The 18,165-nt window shown below is 50.6% G+C and carries 15 protein-coding genes; 12 read left to right on the top strand and 3 right to left on the bottom strand.

The window, feature by feature from the left end; genetic code table 11:
- Positions 1 to 189: 189 nt before the first annotated feature.
- Positions 190 to 918, top strand: coding sequence for a GNAT family N-acetyltransferase (locus AC0L4K_RS00885; protein WP_473267918.1), 729 nt, complete (start codon positions 190 to 192; stop codon positions 916 to 918).
- 102 nt (positions 919 to 1,020) lie between these two features.
- Here AC0L4K_RS00885 and AC0L4K_RS00880 read toward each other — a convergent pair whose 3' ends face one another.
- From AC0L4K_RS00880 to dctP, 3 genes are all read right to left on the bottom strand, one after another.
- Positions 1,021 to 2,319 carry a TRAP transporter large permease gene (locus tag AC0L4K_RS00880; RefSeq protein WP_473267917.1) on the bottom strand — a complete coding sequence of 433 codons (1,299 nt, stop codon included), beginning with the start codon at positions 2,317 to 2,319 and terminating at the stop codon, positions 1,021 to 1,023.
- On the bottom strand, positions 2,277 to 2,840 hold the full coding sequence (locus AC0L4K_RS00875) for a TRAP transporter small permease (RefSeq protein WP_473267916.1): 564 nt from the start codon (positions 2,838 to 2,840) through the stop codon (positions 2,277 to 2,279). Before AC0L4K_RS00875 ends, AC0L4K_RS00880 begins: the two co-directional genes overlap by 43 nt.
- 67 nt (positions 2,841 to 2,907) lie before the next feature.
- Complete coding sequence (gene dctP / locus AC0L4K_RS00870; RefSeq protein ID WP_473267915.1) at positions 2,908 to 3,924, bottom strand: TRAP transporter substrate-binding protein DctP; 1,017 nt, start codon at positions 3,922 to 3,924, stop codon at positions 2,908 to 2,910.
- 390 nt (positions 3,925 to 4,314) lie between these two features.
- Between dctP and glyA the strand changes: the two genes are divergently transcribed.
- From glyA to AC0L4K_RS00815, 11 genes are all read left to right on the top strand, one after another.
- Positions 4,315 to 5,547: a serine hydroxymethyltransferase gene (gene glyA, locus AC0L4K_RS00865; protein WP_473269186.1), complete on the top strand. Its 1,233-nt coding sequence runs from the start codon at positions 4,315 to 4,317 to the stop codon at positions 5,545 to 5,547.
- A gap of 25 nt (positions 5,548 to 5,572) precedes the next feature.
- A complete protein-coding gene (locus AC0L4K_RS00860; protein ID WP_473267914.1) occupies positions 5,573 to 6,958 on the top strand; it encodes an L-serine ammonia-lyase in 1,386 nt (461 codons plus the stop codon).
- Positions 6,959 to 7,019: 61 nt separating this feature from the next.
- Positions 7,020 to 7,889, top strand: coding sequence for a formyltetrahydrofolate deformylase (gene purU / locus AC0L4K_RS00855; RefSeq protein WP_473267913.1), 870 nt, complete (start codon positions 7,020 to 7,022; stop codon positions 7,887 to 7,889).
- 231 nt (positions 7,890 to 8,120) lie between these two features.
- On the top strand, positions 8,121 to 9,443 hold the full coding sequence (locus AC0L4K_RS00850) for an aspartate kinase (protein ID WP_473267912.1): 1,323 nt from the start codon (positions 8,121 to 8,123) through the stop codon (positions 9,441 to 9,443).
- Positions 9,444 to 9,465: 22 nt separating this feature from the next.
- Entirely contained in the window at positions 9,466 to 10,662 is a 1,197-nt protein-coding gene (locus AC0L4K_RS00845; protein WP_473267911.1) for a glycine C-acetyltransferase, read from the top strand.
- The gene (gene tdh, locus AC0L4K_RS00840; RefSeq protein ID WP_473267910.1) at positions 10,659 to 11,684 is read left to right on the top strand and encodes an L-threonine 3-dehydrogenase; all 1,026 of its coding nucleotides are present in this window, start codon (positions 10,659 to 10,661) and stop codon (positions 11,682 to 11,684) included. Before AC0L4K_RS00845 ends, tdh begins: the two co-directional genes overlap by 4 nt.
- Positions 11,685 to 11,921: 237 nt before the next feature.
- Positions 11,922 to 13,169, top strand: coding sequence for a sarcosine oxidase subunit beta family protein (locus AC0L4K_RS00835; protein ID WP_473267909.1), 1,248 nt, complete (start codon positions 11,922 to 11,924; stop codon positions 13,167 to 13,169).
- 14 nt (positions 13,170 to 13,183) lie between these two features.
- Complete coding sequence (locus tag AC0L4K_RS00830) at positions 13,184 to 13,465, top strand: sarcosine oxidase subunit delta (RefSeq protein ID WP_473267908.1); 282 nt, start codon at positions 13,184 to 13,186, stop codon at positions 13,463 to 13,465.
- On the top strand, positions 13,462 to 16,464 hold the full coding sequence (locus tag AC0L4K_RS00825; RefSeq protein WP_473267907.1) for a sarcosine oxidase subunit alpha family protein: 3,003 nt from the start codon (positions 13,462 to 13,464) through the stop codon (positions 16,462 to 16,464). Before AC0L4K_RS00830 ends, AC0L4K_RS00825 begins: the two co-directional genes overlap by 4 nt.
- Complete coding sequence (locus AC0L4K_RS00820; protein WP_473267905.1) at positions 16,457 to 17,044, top strand: sarcosine oxidase subunit gamma; 588 nt, start codon at positions 16,457 to 16,459, stop codon at positions 17,042 to 17,044. The genes AC0L4K_RS00825 and AC0L4K_RS00820 overlap by 8 nt, the downstream gene beginning before the upstream one ends.
- A gap of 64 nt (positions 17,045 to 17,108) precedes the next feature.
- Complete coding sequence (locus tag AC0L4K_RS00815; RefSeq protein WP_473267904.1) at positions 17,109 to 18,128, top strand: proline racemase family protein; 1,020 nt, start codon at positions 17,109 to 17,111, stop codon at positions 18,126 to 18,128.
- Positions 18,129 to 18,165: the final 37 nt, after the last annotated feature.

Here is an 18,165-nt window from a genome sequence, read left to right as displayed (position 1 = left end):
AAAAGGGGTGGTTTATCTTAGAACGCGGCAATAATCCGCCCCATGGCGATCACGATACGCCTCTCGATTAATGCCCAAGCCTTGTTAGATATGGTAAAAATAAAGACGCCCCAGCTAAATAGATAAGCGCAGCAATAAAATGGCAGATTAGAGCGATAAGGGCAGAACCGACAGAGGTGGAATAATCAAATGCTCAAGAATACGTTACCACAGACTAGCCAGATCAATGCTTTAGGACAACCGACAGGATTGCCTCTCGATAACTGGACGGCGCGGCCCCGACCGCTGCGCACCACGATGGTGGGCAGCTATTGTACCGTTGAGCCTCTCTCACCTAAAAATCATGCTGAATCGTTATATACAGCATTCTCTGAGGATACTGAAGGTAAGAACTGGACATATCTACCCTATGGACCTTTTGACTCTTTTGATGCCTTTAACCAATGGCTGGAAAACAGCTGTAACGGTGAAGACCCGCTCTTTTACAGCATCCTCGATAACGCCACAGACAAGGCCGTCGGCATCGCCAGTTTTCTACGTATTGAGCCAGCCATTGGCGTGATAGAGGTCGGACATATTCATTTTTCACCGCGCTTACAAAAAACACCTATCGCCACAGAAGCGATGTTTTTAATGATGCAGTATGTTTTCGATGAACTAGGGTATCGACGCTATGAATGGAAATGTGATGCCTGCAATGAAGCATCGAAACGAGCCGCTTTTCGGCTTGGTTATCAGTTTGAAGGGATCTTCAGACAAGCGACAATGTATAAGGGCCGCAACCGGGATACCGCATGGTTTTCGCTGTTAGATACGGAGTGGCCGCGACAAAAGGCGGCTTTTCAACGCTGGCTTGCGTCGGACAACTTTGATGCGCAAGGAAAACAACTAGCCAGCCTTGATGGCTGTTTAGATTAATACCGATTAGCCGGCGATGATCTCTTCAAACAGCCAACAAAGCATCGCCTAAACCTCATTGCTGAGATTTAGGCCATCGCTATCAACGCTTAAACGCCGCGACTAACCTAAACCGGCTAGCTTCGGTAACCAGAGGGAGACCTCGGGTACAAAGGTTACCAACATCAAGGTGGGTATCCAAGCAAAGCAAATCATATACAGAGTCGGCTTCATGGTGTCTTTAATAGACGCCCCACTCAGTTGACCCGAAAGATACAGTAATGGCGCGGTAGGCGGTGTAATGTTGCCCATCCCTAAGTTCACACCAACGATGGCGGCAAACTGCGTGCCCGACACCCCCAGCTCAAGCGCCAGCGGTAACATCAGTGGGGTTGCCAGCAACACGGCACTGACATCATCCATCAGCATACCGATAACAACCATGACGATGTTAATCAGTAATAACACCATAATTGGGCTAATCGATAGATCATCAAAAAAGCTTAGAATGGTGCCGGGCAAGTCTTCCATCACATACAAACGGCTCAAAATCATGACGCAATACAGCATGATCATAATCACACCGGTGGTAACGGCGGACTCTAAAAAAACCTCCCACAGGGTTTTATGATTCAGCTCTTTATACACAAAGATACCCACAGGGATGACATACAACACCGATAACGCGGCCGCCTCTGTCGGGGTGACAAAACCGCCATAGATTCCGCCCAAGATCAAAATAGGCATCGCCAATGCGGGCATTGAATTCAGACCGCGACGACGAAACTCGGCGACAAACTCACGCCCTTTTGGCGCGGGTGAAACCGTAAGACCATCGTGATTACGGAGGAGGAAGTAGTTAACGACACAGAGCAATAACGTGACAATAATGCCCGGTATAAAGCAGGCTAAGAAGGAGGCTAAGACCGATTGGTTACCCACCCATGCATAGAGAATCATCAAGGCACTGGGGGGGATTAACAACCCTAAAACCGAGGCATTGGCAATCAACGCGGCTGAGTGCCCGACCGGGTATCCTGATTTCGCCAAGCGCGGAAACATAATGGTGCCGATCGCTGAGAGCGTTGCTGATGCGCTCCCCGTTAGCGCGCCAAAGACCGCACTGGAGACAACCGTCACCGCCCCAAGACCGCCTTTAATATGACCAACAAACAGTTCGATCAGATCAACCAATTTATTGCCTAGGTGAGATTTATTAATAGCACTACCCGCAATAATAAACAGCGGGATGGCTAGTAAGACGATATTATTCATACGGCTAAAGCCATAGGGCAATATAAATGCTGGATCATAATCATATAGAAATATGATTGAGGTTGCCGAGGCCAAAAAAGCGAATGGCACAGACACCCCGATAATCAGGGTAAAGATAAGAATAGTAAGCGCAAGTGCAATAACCATAGAACCGCCATCCTTAGAATATAAAGATTAACTTTATGAACGTATTTTTTTATTGTTTGCTTTAAGTCCCGTGCGGAATAAAGCGTAATCAGGATAAAACCAATTAAAATTGATACGTGTACAATGACTAAGGGGATTCGCCAAACCGGTGTTACCCCGCCCTCCAGAAAGCTGCGTGAGACAAACTCAACTGCCCAGTAGGTATAGAGCGCCGCGAGTCCTAGGGTGATCATCTCGGCCAGCACTTTGACGGCTGATTTAATCGTTTCCGAGCGACAATAGACTGAAAAGACTTCCGCGCAGATATGTTTACGCTGATAACTGGCATGGCCAGCACCTAGAAAATAGATCCAAAATGCACTGATCAAAATGATCTCTTCTGCACCATAAAGATTGCTTTCAAACACATAGCGCATGATCGCCATCGCACTGACGCCGATAACAATAAAGACTGAAGCCAACACCATCAGCACGGCCTGACCCTTAAGTTGCAGTCTGTTTAATCTACATAGTAATGACATGTGATATACCCGATCGAAAGCTGAACGAAAATAACGGAGGGGATTACCCTCCGCAAATACACAGGGTTTACTTAACAAATTCCTGTGTGAGCTCTTCAATCAGATCAGCACTTAAAACGGTGCTGAGTTTTGACCAGGTTTTAACCCGGGCATTATTAGCCCAGTCTTGCAGTTCAGTATCATTCAGACGAATAACCTGAATGCCTGCGGCTTCGAGCTGTTGCAGCCCTTTTTCATCATTCTCTTTACTTTCATCGATGCTTTGCGCAGCCAATTCATTGGCAAGCCGCTCAATCGTAGCGGCGTCTTCTGGCGATACCTTGCTCAAGGATTTCTGGCTCATCAACCATGCGGTGTGCTCAATAAAGTTGTTATTGACCACATAGTATTTGATCACATCTCGGAACTGCTGATAGTTGAGGCTCGACGTGCCGCCTACCCAACCATCCGCTACGCCGGTTTGCATCGCGGTATAAAGATCGGCCCAAGGGATGGAAACCGTTCTAAAGCCTTGGTCATCCGCCGTGAGTTTAAAGATATCCATCGGCGGCACTCGCACTAAAACATCATTCTTAGGTGAGCTAACATCTTTAATTTTTACAGGTAGCTTGGTCAGTCCGATGCCACCAAAACCATCAACATGGAACCCCATGAACTTCACACCCTGCTCATTATGGAGCTGGTTCATTTTGTTATAGACAAAAGAACCTGGTGAATAATTTTTACGAATCCCTTCATAATCTTTGGCAATATAGTGCAAGTAACCCAGCTCTAAACGCTTATCGTACTGGCTGGGCACACTGATCAACGCCATATCAATGGTCCCGATACGCAGCTCATCATACACTTGAGTATAATCACCCAACTGATTAGCGGCGAACACACGAATCTGCACCCGACCGTCGGTTTCAGCTTCGACTCGCTCGGCAAACACCCGCTGCGCTTTGGTGGCGATGTGGTCTTCGTTAAATTGCCCTGCCATCGTCAGTCGTGTGGCCGCGCTAGCCTCAATACCGCCTAAGCAAGCGGCGGCGATGGTAAGACTAGAAATAATGCTTTTCGATATCGACTTTATCTTGTTCATAAAAGTAGCCCTAAAAGAGTTCGTTGTTATATTTGTTGCTCACACCGGACGGGGAACGTCGCTTTGATGTCTATTCATCCTGCAAGTTATCGCCAAAGCAAAATTGAACGCAGACAACTTATTCTAGAACGAGCGATCCAGCCGCCACACCTTCAGCCACGACTACCATTGATGAAAAGCCAGCCACACACTCTGCTGAAACCGCTTTAACGCGATGAAACCACACCTCTTACAGGGTGAAAAATGCCTTTTTAGTTAAGCCACTAACAAACCCTTTTATTCAAATTTAAGTATCAACCGTTCTATTTCAAAGACCGAACTGTGAATTAACGTTAGCGCTCCAATTGATTTGCTAATGAGTATCGGTTCTATGTTTAATAAAAAAATTCGATTCAAGTAAGTGACCCGGCACTGTGGGACGCCATTACCGCTGAGGGCATTCGCCAAGAAGAGCATATTGAGCTTATCGCTTCAGAGAACTACACCAGCCCACTGGTGATGGAAGCTCAGGGCACCTCGCTGACCAATAAATATGCCGAAGGCTACCCCGCTAAACGCTATTATGGGGGTTGCGAACATGTCGATGTTGTCGAATCTCTGGCGATTGAACGGGCGAAAGAGCTCTTCAATGCCGACCATGCCAATGTGCAGCCGCACTCAGGCTCACAAGCCAATGCCGCCGCCTATATGGCCCTGCTAGAACCCGGCGATACCGTACTCGGTATGAGCCTCGCCCACGGCGGTCACTTAACACACGGCTCTCATGTCAATTTCTCAGGAAAAATGTACCACGCCATACAGTATGGACTCGATGAAGCCAGTGGCGAGATCGATTACGCCGAGGTGGAACGTCTCGCCCATGAGCACCAGCCTAAAATGATTTTAGCGGGTTTCTCTGCCTACTCTCGAACCGTTGACTGGGCGAAATTCCGCGCGATTGCAGACAGTGTCGGCGCCTACCTGATGGTCGACATGGCACATGTTGCCGGACTGGTCGCAACCGGCCACTACCCCACGCCGATTCCCTATGCCGATGTCGTCACCACCACGACCCATAAAACCCTGCGCGGCCCCCGTGGTGGTCTGATTCTGGCAAAAGCCAACCCGGAACTTGAGAAGAAACTTAATTCTGCGGTTTTTCCAGGACAACAGGGCGGCCCGTTGATGCACGCCATTGCGGCAAAAGCGGTCGCGTTTAACGAAGCGATGAGCGACGAATTCAAGCACTACCAAGGTCAGGTTGTCGCGAATGCCAACACCATGGCGGAAGTCTTTATTGAGCGGGGTTATAACATCGTCTCCGGCGGCACCGACAACCACCTGATGCTGGTTGATCTGATCGATAAAGGACTGACAGGTAAAGCCGTCGACGCCGCCTTAGGCCAAGCCAACATTACCGTTAATAAGAACGCCGTGCCTAACGATCCACAATCGCCGTTTGTCACTAGCGGTATTCGCGTCGGCACACCAGCGATCACCAGCCGAGGCTTTAAAGAGCCAGAAGTCCGCCAAATGACCGGCTGGATATGTGACGTCATGGACGCCCTCGAAGACCCTCTCGTAATCGCCCAAGTAAAAGAGAACGTCAAAGCGCTCTGCGCCCGTTTTCCTGTCTACGCATAATAGGTTAAGAACCTAAGAGGTATATATGGCCATCAGCGTTTTCGATCTTTTTAAAATAGGTATCGGCCCGTCCAGTTCGCATACGGTTGGACCGATGCGGGCGGCAGCTAGTTTTTCCCACGAACTGCAGCTTAGTGGCCTACTGCCGCAGGTTGTGCGTATTCAAATCGAACTACTGGGTTCGCTCGGCGCCACAGGAATAGGCCACGCCTCCGATATGGCGGTGATCCTCGGGTTAGAAGGACAGCGACCCGATACCGCCGAGCCGGAGGTGATGCAGCAACGCTTAAAAGAGATTCGCGAACAGGGCCAATTGCGCCTACCTGATGGCCATCGCATTCCATTTAATGAAGCGGGCGATCTCAAATTAATTCTCACACCTTTACCGCAGCATCCTAATGGAATGCGGTTTAGCGCACGAGATGCGGCGGGAATAACCCTCCTAAACCGCGAGTATTTTTCTATTGGCGGAGGTTTTGTCGTCGATGATGCGGCCCTCAAACATGCCGCCGCAACAGACAGCGACTTAATCGACGCTCAAACACCCTACCCGTTCGACAGTATGGAACAACTGCTAGGGCATTGTCAGCGCGAAGGACTGTCGATCAGTGACATCATGCTGGCTAACGAACAACAATGGCGCAGCCGTGCCGAGATCAACGATCAATTAATGATCATCTGGCAAGCGATGCAAGACTGCGTCAATCGAGGCTGTCAGCAGGAAGGTATTCTTCCCGGTGGCCTCAACGTCAAACGACGAGCCGCTGAACTGCACCGCAAGCTGACATCCCGTCCAGAGCAATCACTGCGTGATCCTCTTTCTGCGCTGGATTGGGTGTCGTTGTATGCCTTGGCGGTTAATGAAGAGAATGCCGCCGGTGGCCGAGTCGTCACGGCTCCCACCAATGGCGCGGCAGGCATTGTTCCGGCTGTCTTGCATTACTACATGCGTTTTTATTATTCCGGCAATGAAAGCGGTGTGATTCGCTTTCTCTTAACCGCGGCAGCGGTCGGCATTCTGTGCAAAAAGAATGCCTCGATCTCCGGTGCCGAGGTCGGCTGCCAAGGCGAAGTGGGCGCAGCCTGCTCTATGGCGGCAGCAGGTTTAGCCGCCGTTTCTGGAGGCACGCCACAGCAGATCGAAAATGCCGCTGAAATCGCTATGGAACACAATCTCGGCCTGACCTGTGATCCGATTGCCGGCTTAGTTCAGGTGCCCTGTATTGAGCGTAATGCGATGGCGGCGGTGAAAGCGATCAATGCCTGTCGCATCGCCTTAAACGGTGATGGCGAGCACTTTGTCAGCCTCGATAAAGTAATCAAAACCATGAAACAAACCGGCATCGATATGCAAAGTAAATATAAAGAAACCTCACTCGGCGGTCTCGCGGTCAATGTTATCGAATGCTAGCGCGCCGCATTGAATACCCTAGATCACCCTATAACAACTAAAATGAAACAGGTATGCCAATATGAATACAGATACCACCCATATACTCACCGCATCGGCTCCTCGAAAGATCGGTGCGCTTGACCTACTCACCTCCAGCCTGTCTCATTTTGGCGCCTATATGAACGAAGTTCACTCCTTCGACGATGTTAAAACTGATAAATTCTTTTTCCGATCAGCCTTTGGTTTTGATGACGGTAAAGACTTTGATATGGCTGAATTTAACCGTTTTTTCACAGCTAAAAGTGCGCAACACGACATCACCTGGGAACTCGCAGAAATAGGCCAAAAACCTCGGGTTGTAATACTAGTATCCAAACACGATCACTGCCTGAATGATCTACTTTATCGCTACCGAACCCAGCAGCTTAAAATAGAAATTCCTGCCATCATTTCCAATCATCCCGACTTGGCGTCGCTGGCCGAGTGGCATGGCATTCCCTATTATCACCTGCCGATAACCGCTGACACCAAGCCAGAACAAGAACGTCAGATGATGGCAATTATCCAAGAAAAAAATGCTGACCTCGTGGTGCTAGCTCGGTATATGCAGGTGCTATCTCAGGACATATGCCAGCAGTTAAATGGCTGGGCTATCAATATTCATCACTCGCTATTGCCCGGTTTCAAAGGGGCAAAGCCCTATGAACAAGCCTTTGATAAAGGTGTAAAACTGGTGGGGGCCACTGCCCATTATGTCACACCTGACTTGGATGAAGGCCCTATTATTACTCAGTGTGTCGAAACGGTTGATCATACTTACAGCACCGCCGGCCTGACCGAAAAGGGCCGCCATATCGAATGCCAAACATTGGCCCGGGCACTGCAATACCATATTGAAAAGCGGATTTTTGTTGACCAAGGTAAAACCATTATCTTCGCCAATGCCTAACCCAGAATTAACATATTTACATCGATGGTGCGGATCTTGCCTCGGTGTTCAGGTGAACACTAAAACGCTTGAGAACACCCCTTCAGCCGCGAGCATCTCGTCGCGGCTGCTTTTTTATTCTAAAAAACGCTATTTTTATTCAATCTTCAAAGTCCCCTGCCCCTTATGTTATACCTATACTTCCTGTCTTCTCGCGGGGCACCGAGAAGAAAAATAATAACCCGGGTGTACATGATGATAGTAATTAAATTTGGTGGCAGCTCAGTTGCCGACCGACAGCAGATAGAGAAAGTAGCCAACATTATCAAAAGCCGTGCTGACCAGCCTCAGATGGTGATTAGTTCGGCCCATAAAGGGGTGACATCACAACTGATCGAAGCAGCGACTCAAGCGGCACAAGGCCATCTTGATATCCCCCTAGCATTGGCTCGACAACAGCAAATTTGCCAATCATTGGGCTGTCCTGATGCCTGCTTAAAAACACTCTATGAAGAGCTAACCGCCCTACTACGTGGCATCTCGTTGGTTCGCGAACTGAGTGCCCGCACACTCGATTATGTCGCCAGCTTTGGCGAGCGTATGTCGGTCAGAGTGATTGCTTGGTATCTACGGCAACAGGGGCTTAATGCACTGCCCTTCGATGCTTGGGAATTAGGCTTAATCACCGATTCCAATTTTGGTGCAGCCCGTCCTATCGAGGGTTATCAACAGGCGATTGCCAAACAACGGACCACCTTTGAAAACGTTATTCCCATCGTAACCGGTTTTATCGCTAAGGATCAGCAGGGCAATATCACCACCCTTGGCCGTAATGGTAGTGACCTGAGTGCGACCCTATTTGCTGAGGCGTTAGTCGCCGACAGCTGCGAGATATGGAGTGATACCGACGGTGTCATGAGTGCGGACCCTGGCCTAGTTGCCAATGCCCGTAATATTCCTCAAATGAGCTTTAGAGAGGCCTCCGAACTAGCTCGTTTTGGCAGCCGTATTCTACACCCGGCTTCACTCGAGCCGGTCACTCGCGCAGCCATTCCTCTGCGAGTGATGAACACTAACGCCCCGGAGCATCCCGGCACACTGATTCGCCAAACAACATCGGATCATCGAGATCACATCACCAGCATCGCCTATAAAGAACACCAAACCATTGTCACCATCAATTCTTCGGCGATGTTGCAACATTCAGGCTTTCTCGCGGAAATCTTCACTATACTGGGTCGATACCAGATTGTTGTCGATATGATTTCAACATCAGAAGTGTCGTTATCATTTTCGACGGAAAGTTCTGCTCAACTTAATTTAGCACTGCGGGAGCTAAAAGCGTTCGGCGACTGTGAAGTGGTTAATAACAAAACCATTATCGCGATTGTTGCGCCACAGCCAAACGACTTCATCCGCTATAACGTCGATGTGTTGGCGATCCTACAAGCACAACAGATCGACACCGAGATGCTCAGTCTTGGCTATCGAAGCATCAATCTGATGTTACTGATCGATGATGTGCATATTAGCCAGGCGGTTCAATCCCTGCACAACGCTTTTTTTACCCACTAATAATTAATGAGGAGCAACCTCTGTGAAACAATCATTCTTTGATCACCTTGAAAACGAACTTAAAAACATTGAGCAGCAAGGTCTGTTTAAACGCGAACGGGTGCTCAGCTCGCATCAAAAAGCGGAGGTTAACATCACCACCGGTGAACAGGTGGTCAACATGTGTGCCAATAACTATTTAGGCCTCGCTGATAACCCACAACTACGGGAAACAGCCAAAGAATCGATTGACCAATATGGCTATGGCATGGCATCCGTGCGCTTTATTTGCGGTACTCAAACCATCCATAAACAGTTAGAAAACCGTATTAGCCAGTTTTTGCAGATGGAAGATACCATCCTTTACTCCTCCTGTTTCGACGCTAATACCGGCTTATTCGAAACCCTGTTAGGGCCTGAGGATGCGATCATCTCTGATGCCCTCAACCACGCCTCCATTATTGACGGAGTGCGTTTGTGTAAAGCCAAACGTTACCGTTATGCCAATAATGATATGGCCGATCTAGAAGCTCAGCTAATAGCCGCCGATGCGGCGGGTGTGCGCTTTAAGTTGATCGCCACCGATGGAGTCTTCTCCATGGATGGCACCATTGCCAATTTACAGGGCGTATGTGATTTAGCCGAACAATATAATGCACTAGTGATGGTGGATGACTCTCACTCGGTTGGCTTTATGGGGGAAAATGGCCGTGGCACCCATGAGCACTGTAATGTGATGGGACGAGTCGATATTATCACCGGCACGTTGGGCAAAGCCCTCGGAGGCGCCTCGGGTGGCTATGTCGCCGCTAAAGCTTCGGTCGTTGAGATCCTGCGTCAACGCTCTCGCCCCTACCTGTTCTCAAACACTCTGGCGCCGGTAATTGCCGCGACCTCGGTAAAAGTGCTGGATATGCTGGAAGAATCGGCCGAATCTCGCCTGAAACTGCACCACAACGCGGCCTATTTCCGTGCAGCAATGGGTGAACTTGGGTTTGATTTAGTACCCGGTGAACACCCGATCATTCCGGTAATGCTTGGGGATGCCAAACTGGCGCAAACCATGTCGGCCCGATTATTAGAAGAGGGGGTCTACGCGGTCGGCTTTTTCTACCCTGTCGTGCCTCAAGGTAAAGCCCGTATCAGAACCCAGATATCCGCCGCGCTCGATAAAGAGCATATCGATAAAGCAATCGCGGCCTTTGCCAAGGTCGGACGAGAGCTGGGAGTCATCGCATGAAATCACTGGCGAAATTAAAACCCGAAACCGGGCTCTGGTTACGCGATGAACCGAAACCGGTGCCGGGCTATAACGATATTCTTATCAAGATTAATAAGACCGCCATCTGCGGCACCGATATGCATATCTATAACTGGGATAGTTGGGCCCAGTCGACCATTCCCGTACCCATGACTGTTGGCCATGAGTATGTTGGCACCGTGGTTGAGATCGGTGAAGGAGTCTCCGGTTTTAAACTGGGTGATCGGGTCTCCGGTGAGGGTCATATCGTCTGCGGTCATTGCCGTAACTGTCGTGCGGGCAAGCAACATCTCTGCCGCGAAACCGTCGGTGTCGGTGTTAACCGGCCCGGTGCCTTCGCTGAATATCTGGTGATTCCGGCGAGTAACGCGTTCAATTTGCCGGATTCTATCAGTGATGAAATGGCTTCGATTCTCGACCCACTCGGCAATGCGGCCCACACCGCACTGTCTTTCGATTTGGTTGGTGAAGATGTGTTGATTACCGGTGCTGGCCCTATCGGCATTATGGCAGCGGCGATCTGTCGTCATGTCGGTGCCCGGCATGTGGTAATCACCGATGTGAATGACTACCGACTGGAACTGGCCAAGAAAGTGGGCGTTACCCGGGCGGTCAATGTCGCCACCGAAGACCTCAAAAGCGTCATGCAGGAACTCAACATGAGCGAAGGCTTCGATGTAGGCTTGGAGATGTCCGGAGTTGCCTCGGCGTTTCATAGCATGCTCGACTGCATCAATCACGGCGGTAAGATCGCCATGCTCGGCATTCCTGGTGACAATATGGCCATCGATTGGAGTCAGGTGATCTTCAAAGGGTTGATCATTAAAGGGATATACGGCCGTGAAATGTATGAAACCTGGTACAAAATGAGCGCTATGCTACAGAGTGGTCTCGATCTTTCTCCCATTATCACCCACCGTTTCAACATCGATGACTATCAGCAGGGATTCGATGCCATGCTGTCTGGTGCTTCAGGTAAAGTCATTCTCGAATGGACCTAAACGCTCTCACTTAACCTTCATCGGTTTACCTTAATCCGCTTAATACCCTGCAAGTTAAGGCAAATTCACACCACAATTGATGCAGAAGCCCCGCTTCTGCATTTTTTTACCTGCAATTACCTCTCTGTACAATAAAACGCACTTAGCGTTCAATTTAAACAAGCCATATCTTCTTAAATTGTAATGGCCATCCACTCGAAGGCATCAATAAATATAAACGCTCTATAGGAGTCCATTATGCAGAAGTACTCGTTTTTCAAACTCCTGCAACACAGCCTTAGCCACCATAAAAACTGGCAGGCCGCTTGGCGTAATCCGGCGCCTGCCCGTGAATACGATATCGTTATCGTCGGGGGTGGCGGTCATGGATTAGCCGCTGCTTATTATCTGGCTAAGAAACATGGCGTTAAACGTATCGCAGTCATTGAGAAAGGTTGGCTGGGTGGTGGTAACACCGGCCGCAACACCACGGTTATTCGCTCGAATTATCTACGCGATGATAGTGCCCGCTTGTACGAGCACTCCCTACAGTTGTGGGAAGGCCTCTCGCAAGAGCTTAACTATAACGTGATGTTCAGCCAGCGCGGCTTGCTCAACCTCGCACACTCCCATCATGAGATGTCGACCCTGTTACAACGACACTACGCCATGATTGAGAACGGTATCGAATCCGAAATTCTCAACATGCAGCAATTAAAGAAATGGCTGCCTAATGCCAACCTAACAAGCTCTGCCCGCTATCCCATTACTGGCGCCATTGTGCAGCGCCGTGGCGGAACCGCCCGCCATGATGCTGTTGCTTGGGGTTATGCCCGTGGTGCCGATGCACTGGGCGTCGATATTATTCAGCAATGCGAAGTGCAGGATTTGATCGTCACCAATAATGCGATCAAAGGGGTGGAAACCACCAAAGGCACAATCAAAGCCGATAAAGTACTGCTCTGTGCTGCAGGCCACTCAGGTCACCTCACCAAGATGGCGGGACTGGAATTACCGATGGTCAGCGTACCGTTACAGGCGATGGTCTCTGAGCCCATGAAGCCTTGCATGAACACCATTATTAATGACTCCACCGTGCATGCCTATATTAGTCAATCCGATAAAGGCGAACTGGTTATCGGCGCCTCTAATGACCCATACCTGTCCTATTCGCAACGGGGCAGCTGGCAAGTCAACGAAGAGACTCTACAGGCGATTCTCGAACTCTATCCGGTATTCAGCCGCGTCAAAATGATGCGTCACTGGGCCGGTATCGTCGATATCACCCCAGACCGTAGTCCTCTGATGGGACTAACCGATGTTAAAGGCCTCTATCTCGATGGTGGTTGGGGCACAGGCGGTTTTAAAGCAACACCCGGTGCAGGCGATTTGATGGCTGATACCGTCGCCAATGATAAAGCCCATCCGCTAGTGAAACCATTTGGCCTGGATCGTTTTACATCCGGCCGACTGATTGATGAAGGCGCGGCGTCCGGCGTGCACTAACAGAGGGAAAAACCATGCTATTGATTAATTGCCCCTTCTGCGGGGCCCGCGAAGAACATGAATTTCATTACGGTGGGCAGGCCCATATTAACCGCCCGGTAGATCCAGAACAGGTAGATGATAAAGCCTGGGCTGATTATCTATATTACCGCAAAAACACTCTGGGCCTGCAGGCCGAGCGTTGGCAGCACAGCTTTGGCTGTGGCCAGTGGTTTAACGCATTACGCTGCAGCCAGACCCATCAATTTAAGGCCGTGTATAAAATGGGCGATGACGCTCCGGAGGGTCTGCAATGAGCCATGCCAAAAACCGTCTCACTCAAGGTGGATTGATCGACCGGCAACAGACGATCAACTTCAGCTTTAATGATAAGCCCTATACCGGTGTCGCCGGTGATACCCTCGCCTCGGCGTTGATGGCTAATGGTGTCGATCTGATCGGCCGGAGTTTTAAGCTGCATCGCCCAAGAGGCATCATGTCCGCCGGTGTTGAAGAGTGTAGCGCCTATGTTCAAGTGGGTAATGGTGCGCGACACACCACCAACGTCAATGCGACCCAAATTGAGATCTATGAAGGTCTCAACAGCCGCAGCATTCATTGCTGGCCGAGTGTCGAACATGACGTTGGCGCGATGGTCGGGGCATTTTCACGCCTATTACCCAGCGGCTTTTATTATAAAACCTTTATGTGGCCGGCTAAGTTCTGGAACATCTATGAGCATGCTATTCGCGGCTCTGCGGGACTAGGTAAGGCACCTGAAGTCGAGGATGCCGATACCTATGAATATCGCTATGATCACTTCGACCTCGTCATCGTTGGTTCCGGCCCAGCCGGTCTCATGGCAGCACGTCAGGCGGCACCGAGTGGCGCCCGTATTTTGCTGGTCGAGCAGGATTTTAAATTTGGCGGTAGCCTATTAGCGGACACTGCTAAAATCGATGGGCAAGCACCGCTGCAGTGGGTCGAGCAAAGCCTCGCCGAACTGCAACAATTTTCCAACGTCACCCTATTGCCACGCACCACGCTGACAGGCTATTACGATGATAACTTTTTAACCGCCCTCGAACGTGTCACTGATCATCTGGCGGAAAACGTCCGCCGTCGAGGCATTGCCCGTGAACGGCTGTGGAAAATCAGAGCCAAGCAGGTCATCTTGGCCACCGGCTCAATCGAAAGACCGTTAGTCTTTGGTAATAACGATCGTCCAGGTGTGATGTTAGCCTCTGGTGCCCGTAGCTATATCAATCGCTTTGGCGTTAAACCGGGGCAAAAAGCGGTTCTGTTTACCAATAATGATACGGCCTATCAGACGGCCATTGAATTACAGCAAAAAGGCGTTACTATTGCCGCTATTGTAGATGTTCGCCAAGCGCCACCGGAAACGCTACGCCAACAAGTAAGCAACCACAATATCCCGCTAATAAGCGGCTCGGTTGTACACAATGTGTTGGGTAAGAAGCGCGTCACCGCGGTTGAAGTAGGCGGCCTTAGCGCGCAAAACACACTCACCTCTGAACAACAGCAGATTCAGTGCGACCTGGTTATCCAATCCGGTGGCTGGACACCAACGGTACACTTGTTTTCACAGGCCGGTGGTAAACTGCTATATGATGAAGCACAGCTTTGCCTGCGACCCGATCCCGCCTCCATTCCTCAGCAGCTTCAGTCGGTGGGTGCCTGCAATGGCCACTTCAGTCTGATAGATGCCTTACGTGAAGGCGCTGAAGCCGCTCATCAGGCGCTGCTCGCGGCCGGTTTCCAAAGCTCTCAGGCTAACTGGCCAGGGGCCGAGGAGTCGCCATCTTGCACACCACAAGCCTTATGGCGAGTGCCGGTGCGCAAACAGGGCACCAAACGCTTTGTCGATCTGCATAATGATGTTTCCAGCAGCGATGTAGAACTGGCTAACCGTGAAGGCTATCGATCCGTTGAGCACCTGAAGCGCTATACCGCAACCGGTATGGGCCCTGATCAAGGACGAACATCCAACATCAATGCGCTCGCCATTCTGGCCGAAGAACAGAGCAGTACCATTCCGGCCGTTGGCACAACCCGCTTCCGTCCGCCTTACACTCCGCTTTCGTTTGGCGCTGTTGCTGGCCGTCAGGTTGGGGAGTTTTTCCAAGTTCGACGCAAGACATCCCTGTATGAAACCCATCAACAAGCAGGGGCGGTTTTTGAACCGGCAGGACTCTGGTTGCGTCCCGATTATTACCCACTCGCGGGCGAAAACCGCGAACAAGCCGTACTGCGCGAATGCCGTGCCGTACGTCAAGGGGTTGGTATCTTTGATGGCTCATCCTTAGGCAAGCTGGATATTCAGGGCCCTGATTCACTGAAGCTTCTTAATATGCTCTATGCCAACGGCTGGAACACCCTCAAACCGGGGGCTTGCCGCTACGGCGTGATGTTAAAAGAGGACGGTTTTATCTTTGATGATGGGGTCACCGCCTGTCTGGGTGAAAACCACTATCACATGACCACCACTACCGGTAATGCCGAAACCGTTTATAGCTGGGTAGAAGAGTGGCTGCAGTGTGAATGGAGTGATTGGGATGTTTATGTCACGCCAGTAACCACACAATGGGCTGCCGTGTCGATTGCCGGTCCAAATGCACGTGAACTCCTGCAACAGGTGAGCACGGATATTGACCTCTCCACCGAAGCCTTTGCGCATATGCAATTTAGGGAAGGCACCGTTGCCGAGATACCGGCGAGAGTGTTCCGCATCAGTTTCACCGGCGAGCATAGCTATGAAATTAATGTGCCTTCAAGCTATGCGCCAGCTCTGTGGAATGCGTTGATCAAAGCCGGTGCGAATCTAGGTATTCAACCCTTCGGCTTGGAAGCGATCCATCGACTGCGGGCAGAAAAAGGCTATATCGCGGTTGGCCTAGAAACCGATGGCACGGTCACGCCCTTCGATCTTGGCATGGGCTGGGCGGTCGGTAAGAAAAAAGCTGACTTCCTCGGCAAACGGGCACTGAGCCTACCGGAGCTAACCCGTTCTGGCCGACGTCAACTGGTTGGCTTGCTGACCGATGAACCTGCTTATGTGATCCCCGAAGGGGCTCAAATCCGTCTTGAATCTGCCGGGCAAACACGCTCGCAAGGTCATGTGTCGTCAAGCTATATGAGTGCAACCCTCGGTCGCTCAATGGCCATGGCGCTGCTGGAAAACGGCCTCGAACGGTTGGGCGAAAAAGTCACCCTGCATATTGATGGTAAAACCGTGACCGCTCAGGTCACCAAGCCACTGTTTTATGACGAAGATGGAGGACTACTCAATGCTTAATATCGCCTCTAAGAGCATGCAAGCCCAGCGCATTGGGCCTATTCCAACCCGCTTGCTACAGCAAAGTAGCAATCTGAAGACGTTGAAACTATCGGATCAAAGCTTCCGGGGTAAATTTATTCTTTGGGGCAATCCCGAGGATAGTTACTTCACCGACGCCGTCTTTACCGCAACGGGATTAACACTGCCGCAGCAAAGCGGAGAGGTTACTCAAGCGGGTGCCTTTCGCGCTATCTGGGCGAATCCGCAACGCTGGTATCTGATCTGTGAAGAGCAAGAGGAAGCGACACTGGCGAATAAACTGGCACAAAGTGGTCAGGTTTATATGTCGGTGACCGATGGGCAATGTTGCTTTCACCTTCAGGGCCAAGCCAGTGTCGATCTGCTAAAAAAAGGCTGCAGTCTTAATTTTAGTGAAACGACCTTCCCACCGGGACAATGCTTACAAACCCGCCTAGCCATCACCAAGGTGTTCTTGCATCGACACAGTGTCGATAGTTTCGACATCTATGTCGAACGCAGCTATAGCGAGTATATCTGGAGCTGGCTGCTCGACGCCGCGAAGGAATATAACCACTAGCATCGTACAGCAGCAACGGGGGTCGGCCAGACTACTGGCCGACACTCTCAGCAGAGGTAATATCATGCAATGGAATAAAAAAATTTCGGTGCTGGGCGTACATGCCGAGGGAGAGATTGGCCGAGTGATTACCGCTGGCGTACTGGATATTCCCGGGCGCAGCATGATGGACAAAATGAACTATATCAATACGGTCGATGACTCCATCCGCCGCTTCGCACTCTTTGAACCCCGCGGCTTTTCTCAGATGACCGTGAATCTGTTATTGCCCGCCACCCAACCGGAAGCCGATGTTGGCTTTATCCCGATGCAACCCGATTGTGCCCATGCCTTATCGGGCTCCAACAGTATGTGCGTCACCACCGCCCTGCTCGAAACCGGCATGATACCGATGCAGGAGCCACACACCGAAGTGGTACTGGATACCCCAGCAGGCTTAGTCACCGCCACGGCACATTGCGAAAACGGCAAGTGTAAAAGCGTTTCATTGACCATGGTGCCCAGTTTTGTCGAAGCCCTCGATCAGCAGATCGAGGTTGAAGGCCTCGGGAAACTAACCGTTGATATCGTTTATGGTGGTTGCTACTTTGCCCTCGTCGATGCCAATGCCCTGGGCTTAAAACTACGCCCATCCGAGGCCCGCACCTTGGTAGAACTGGGCACCCGTATAAAGCAGGCGGCGGCCGCACAAATTAGCGTCCAACACCCACTCTACCCCTCCTTGAATAAGATTGAATATGCCATTTTTACCGGAAACTATGAGGGCGAGTTGCGCAGTACCAATATTATCTACCCCGGTAGAGTGGATCGATCTCCCTGCGGAGCCGGCAGCTCCGCCCGCTTAGCAGTGATGTATGCCCGTCATCAGATCGCAATGAATGAGCCGGTGAAGATAAAATCCACGATTGATGGGCGCTTTATCTGCGAAGTCGTCGCCGAGACCACCGTCGGCGATAAACAGGCCATTATTCCGCGTATTGAGGGCCGGGCTTGGATCTACTCGATGGAAGAGTATGGCGTTGACCCATCCGATCCCTTCCCGCTGGGATATACACTGTCAGATACCTGGGGGCCTGAAATCTAATCATCAAAAACAACGAGTTACAATACCGCTGGGGCAG

The sequence above is a fragment of the Amphritea sp. GJ51-11 genome, from assembly GCF_055808735.1.
This window is presented reverse-complemented; position numbering and strand designations above follow the sequence as displayed.

Coding starts and splice junctions, on each gene's coding strand:
- dctP (WP_473267915.1), bottom strand. CDS start 3,924: ATGAACAAGATAAAGTCGATATCGAAAAGCATTATTTCTAGTCTTACC.
- purU (WP_473267913.1), top strand. CDS start 7,020: ATGAATACAGATACCACCCATATACTCACCGCATCGGCTCCTCGAAAG.
- tdh (WP_473267910.1), top strand. CDS start 10,659: ATGAAATCACTGGCGAAATTAAAACCCGAAACCGGGCTCTGGTTACGC.
- AC0L4K_RS00825 (WP_473267907.1), top strand. CDS start 13,462: ATGAGCCATGCCAAAAACCGTCTCACTCAAGGTGGATTGATCGACCGG.
- AC0L4K_RS00815 (WP_473267904.1), top strand. CDS start 17,109: ATGCAATGGAATAAAAAAATTTCGGTGCTGGGCGTACATGCCGAGGGA.
- AC0L4K_RS00835 (WP_473267909.1), top strand. CDS start 11,922: ATGCAGAAGTACTCGTTTTTCAAACTCCTGCAACACAGCCTTAGCCAC.
- AC0L4K_RS00875 (WP_473267916.1), bottom strand. CDS start 2,840: ATGTCATTACTATGTAGATTAAACAGACTGCAACTTAAGGGTCAGGCC.
- AC0L4K_RS00860 (WP_473267914.1), top strand. CDS start 5,573: ATGGCCATCAGCGTTTTCGATCTTTTTAAAATAGGTATCGGCCCGTCC.
- AC0L4K_RS00820 (WP_473267905.1), top strand. CDS start 16,457: ATGCTTAATATCGCCTCTAAGAGCATGCAAGCCCAGCGCATTGGGCCT.
- AC0L4K_RS00830 (WP_473267908.1), top strand. CDS start 13,184: ATGCTATTGATTAATTGCCCCTTCTGCGGGGCCCGCGAAGAACATGAA.
- AC0L4K_RS00850 (WP_473267912.1), top strand. CDS start 8,121: ATGATGATAGTAATTAAATTTGGTGGCAGCTCAGTTGCCGACCGACAG.
- AC0L4K_RS00885 (WP_473267918.1), top strand. CDS start 190: ATGCTCAAGAATACGTTACCACAGACTAGCCAGATCAATGCTTTAGGA.
- AC0L4K_RS00880 (WP_473267917.1), bottom strand. CDS start 2,319: ATGGTTATTGCACTTGCGCTTACTATTCTTATCTTTACCCTGATTATC.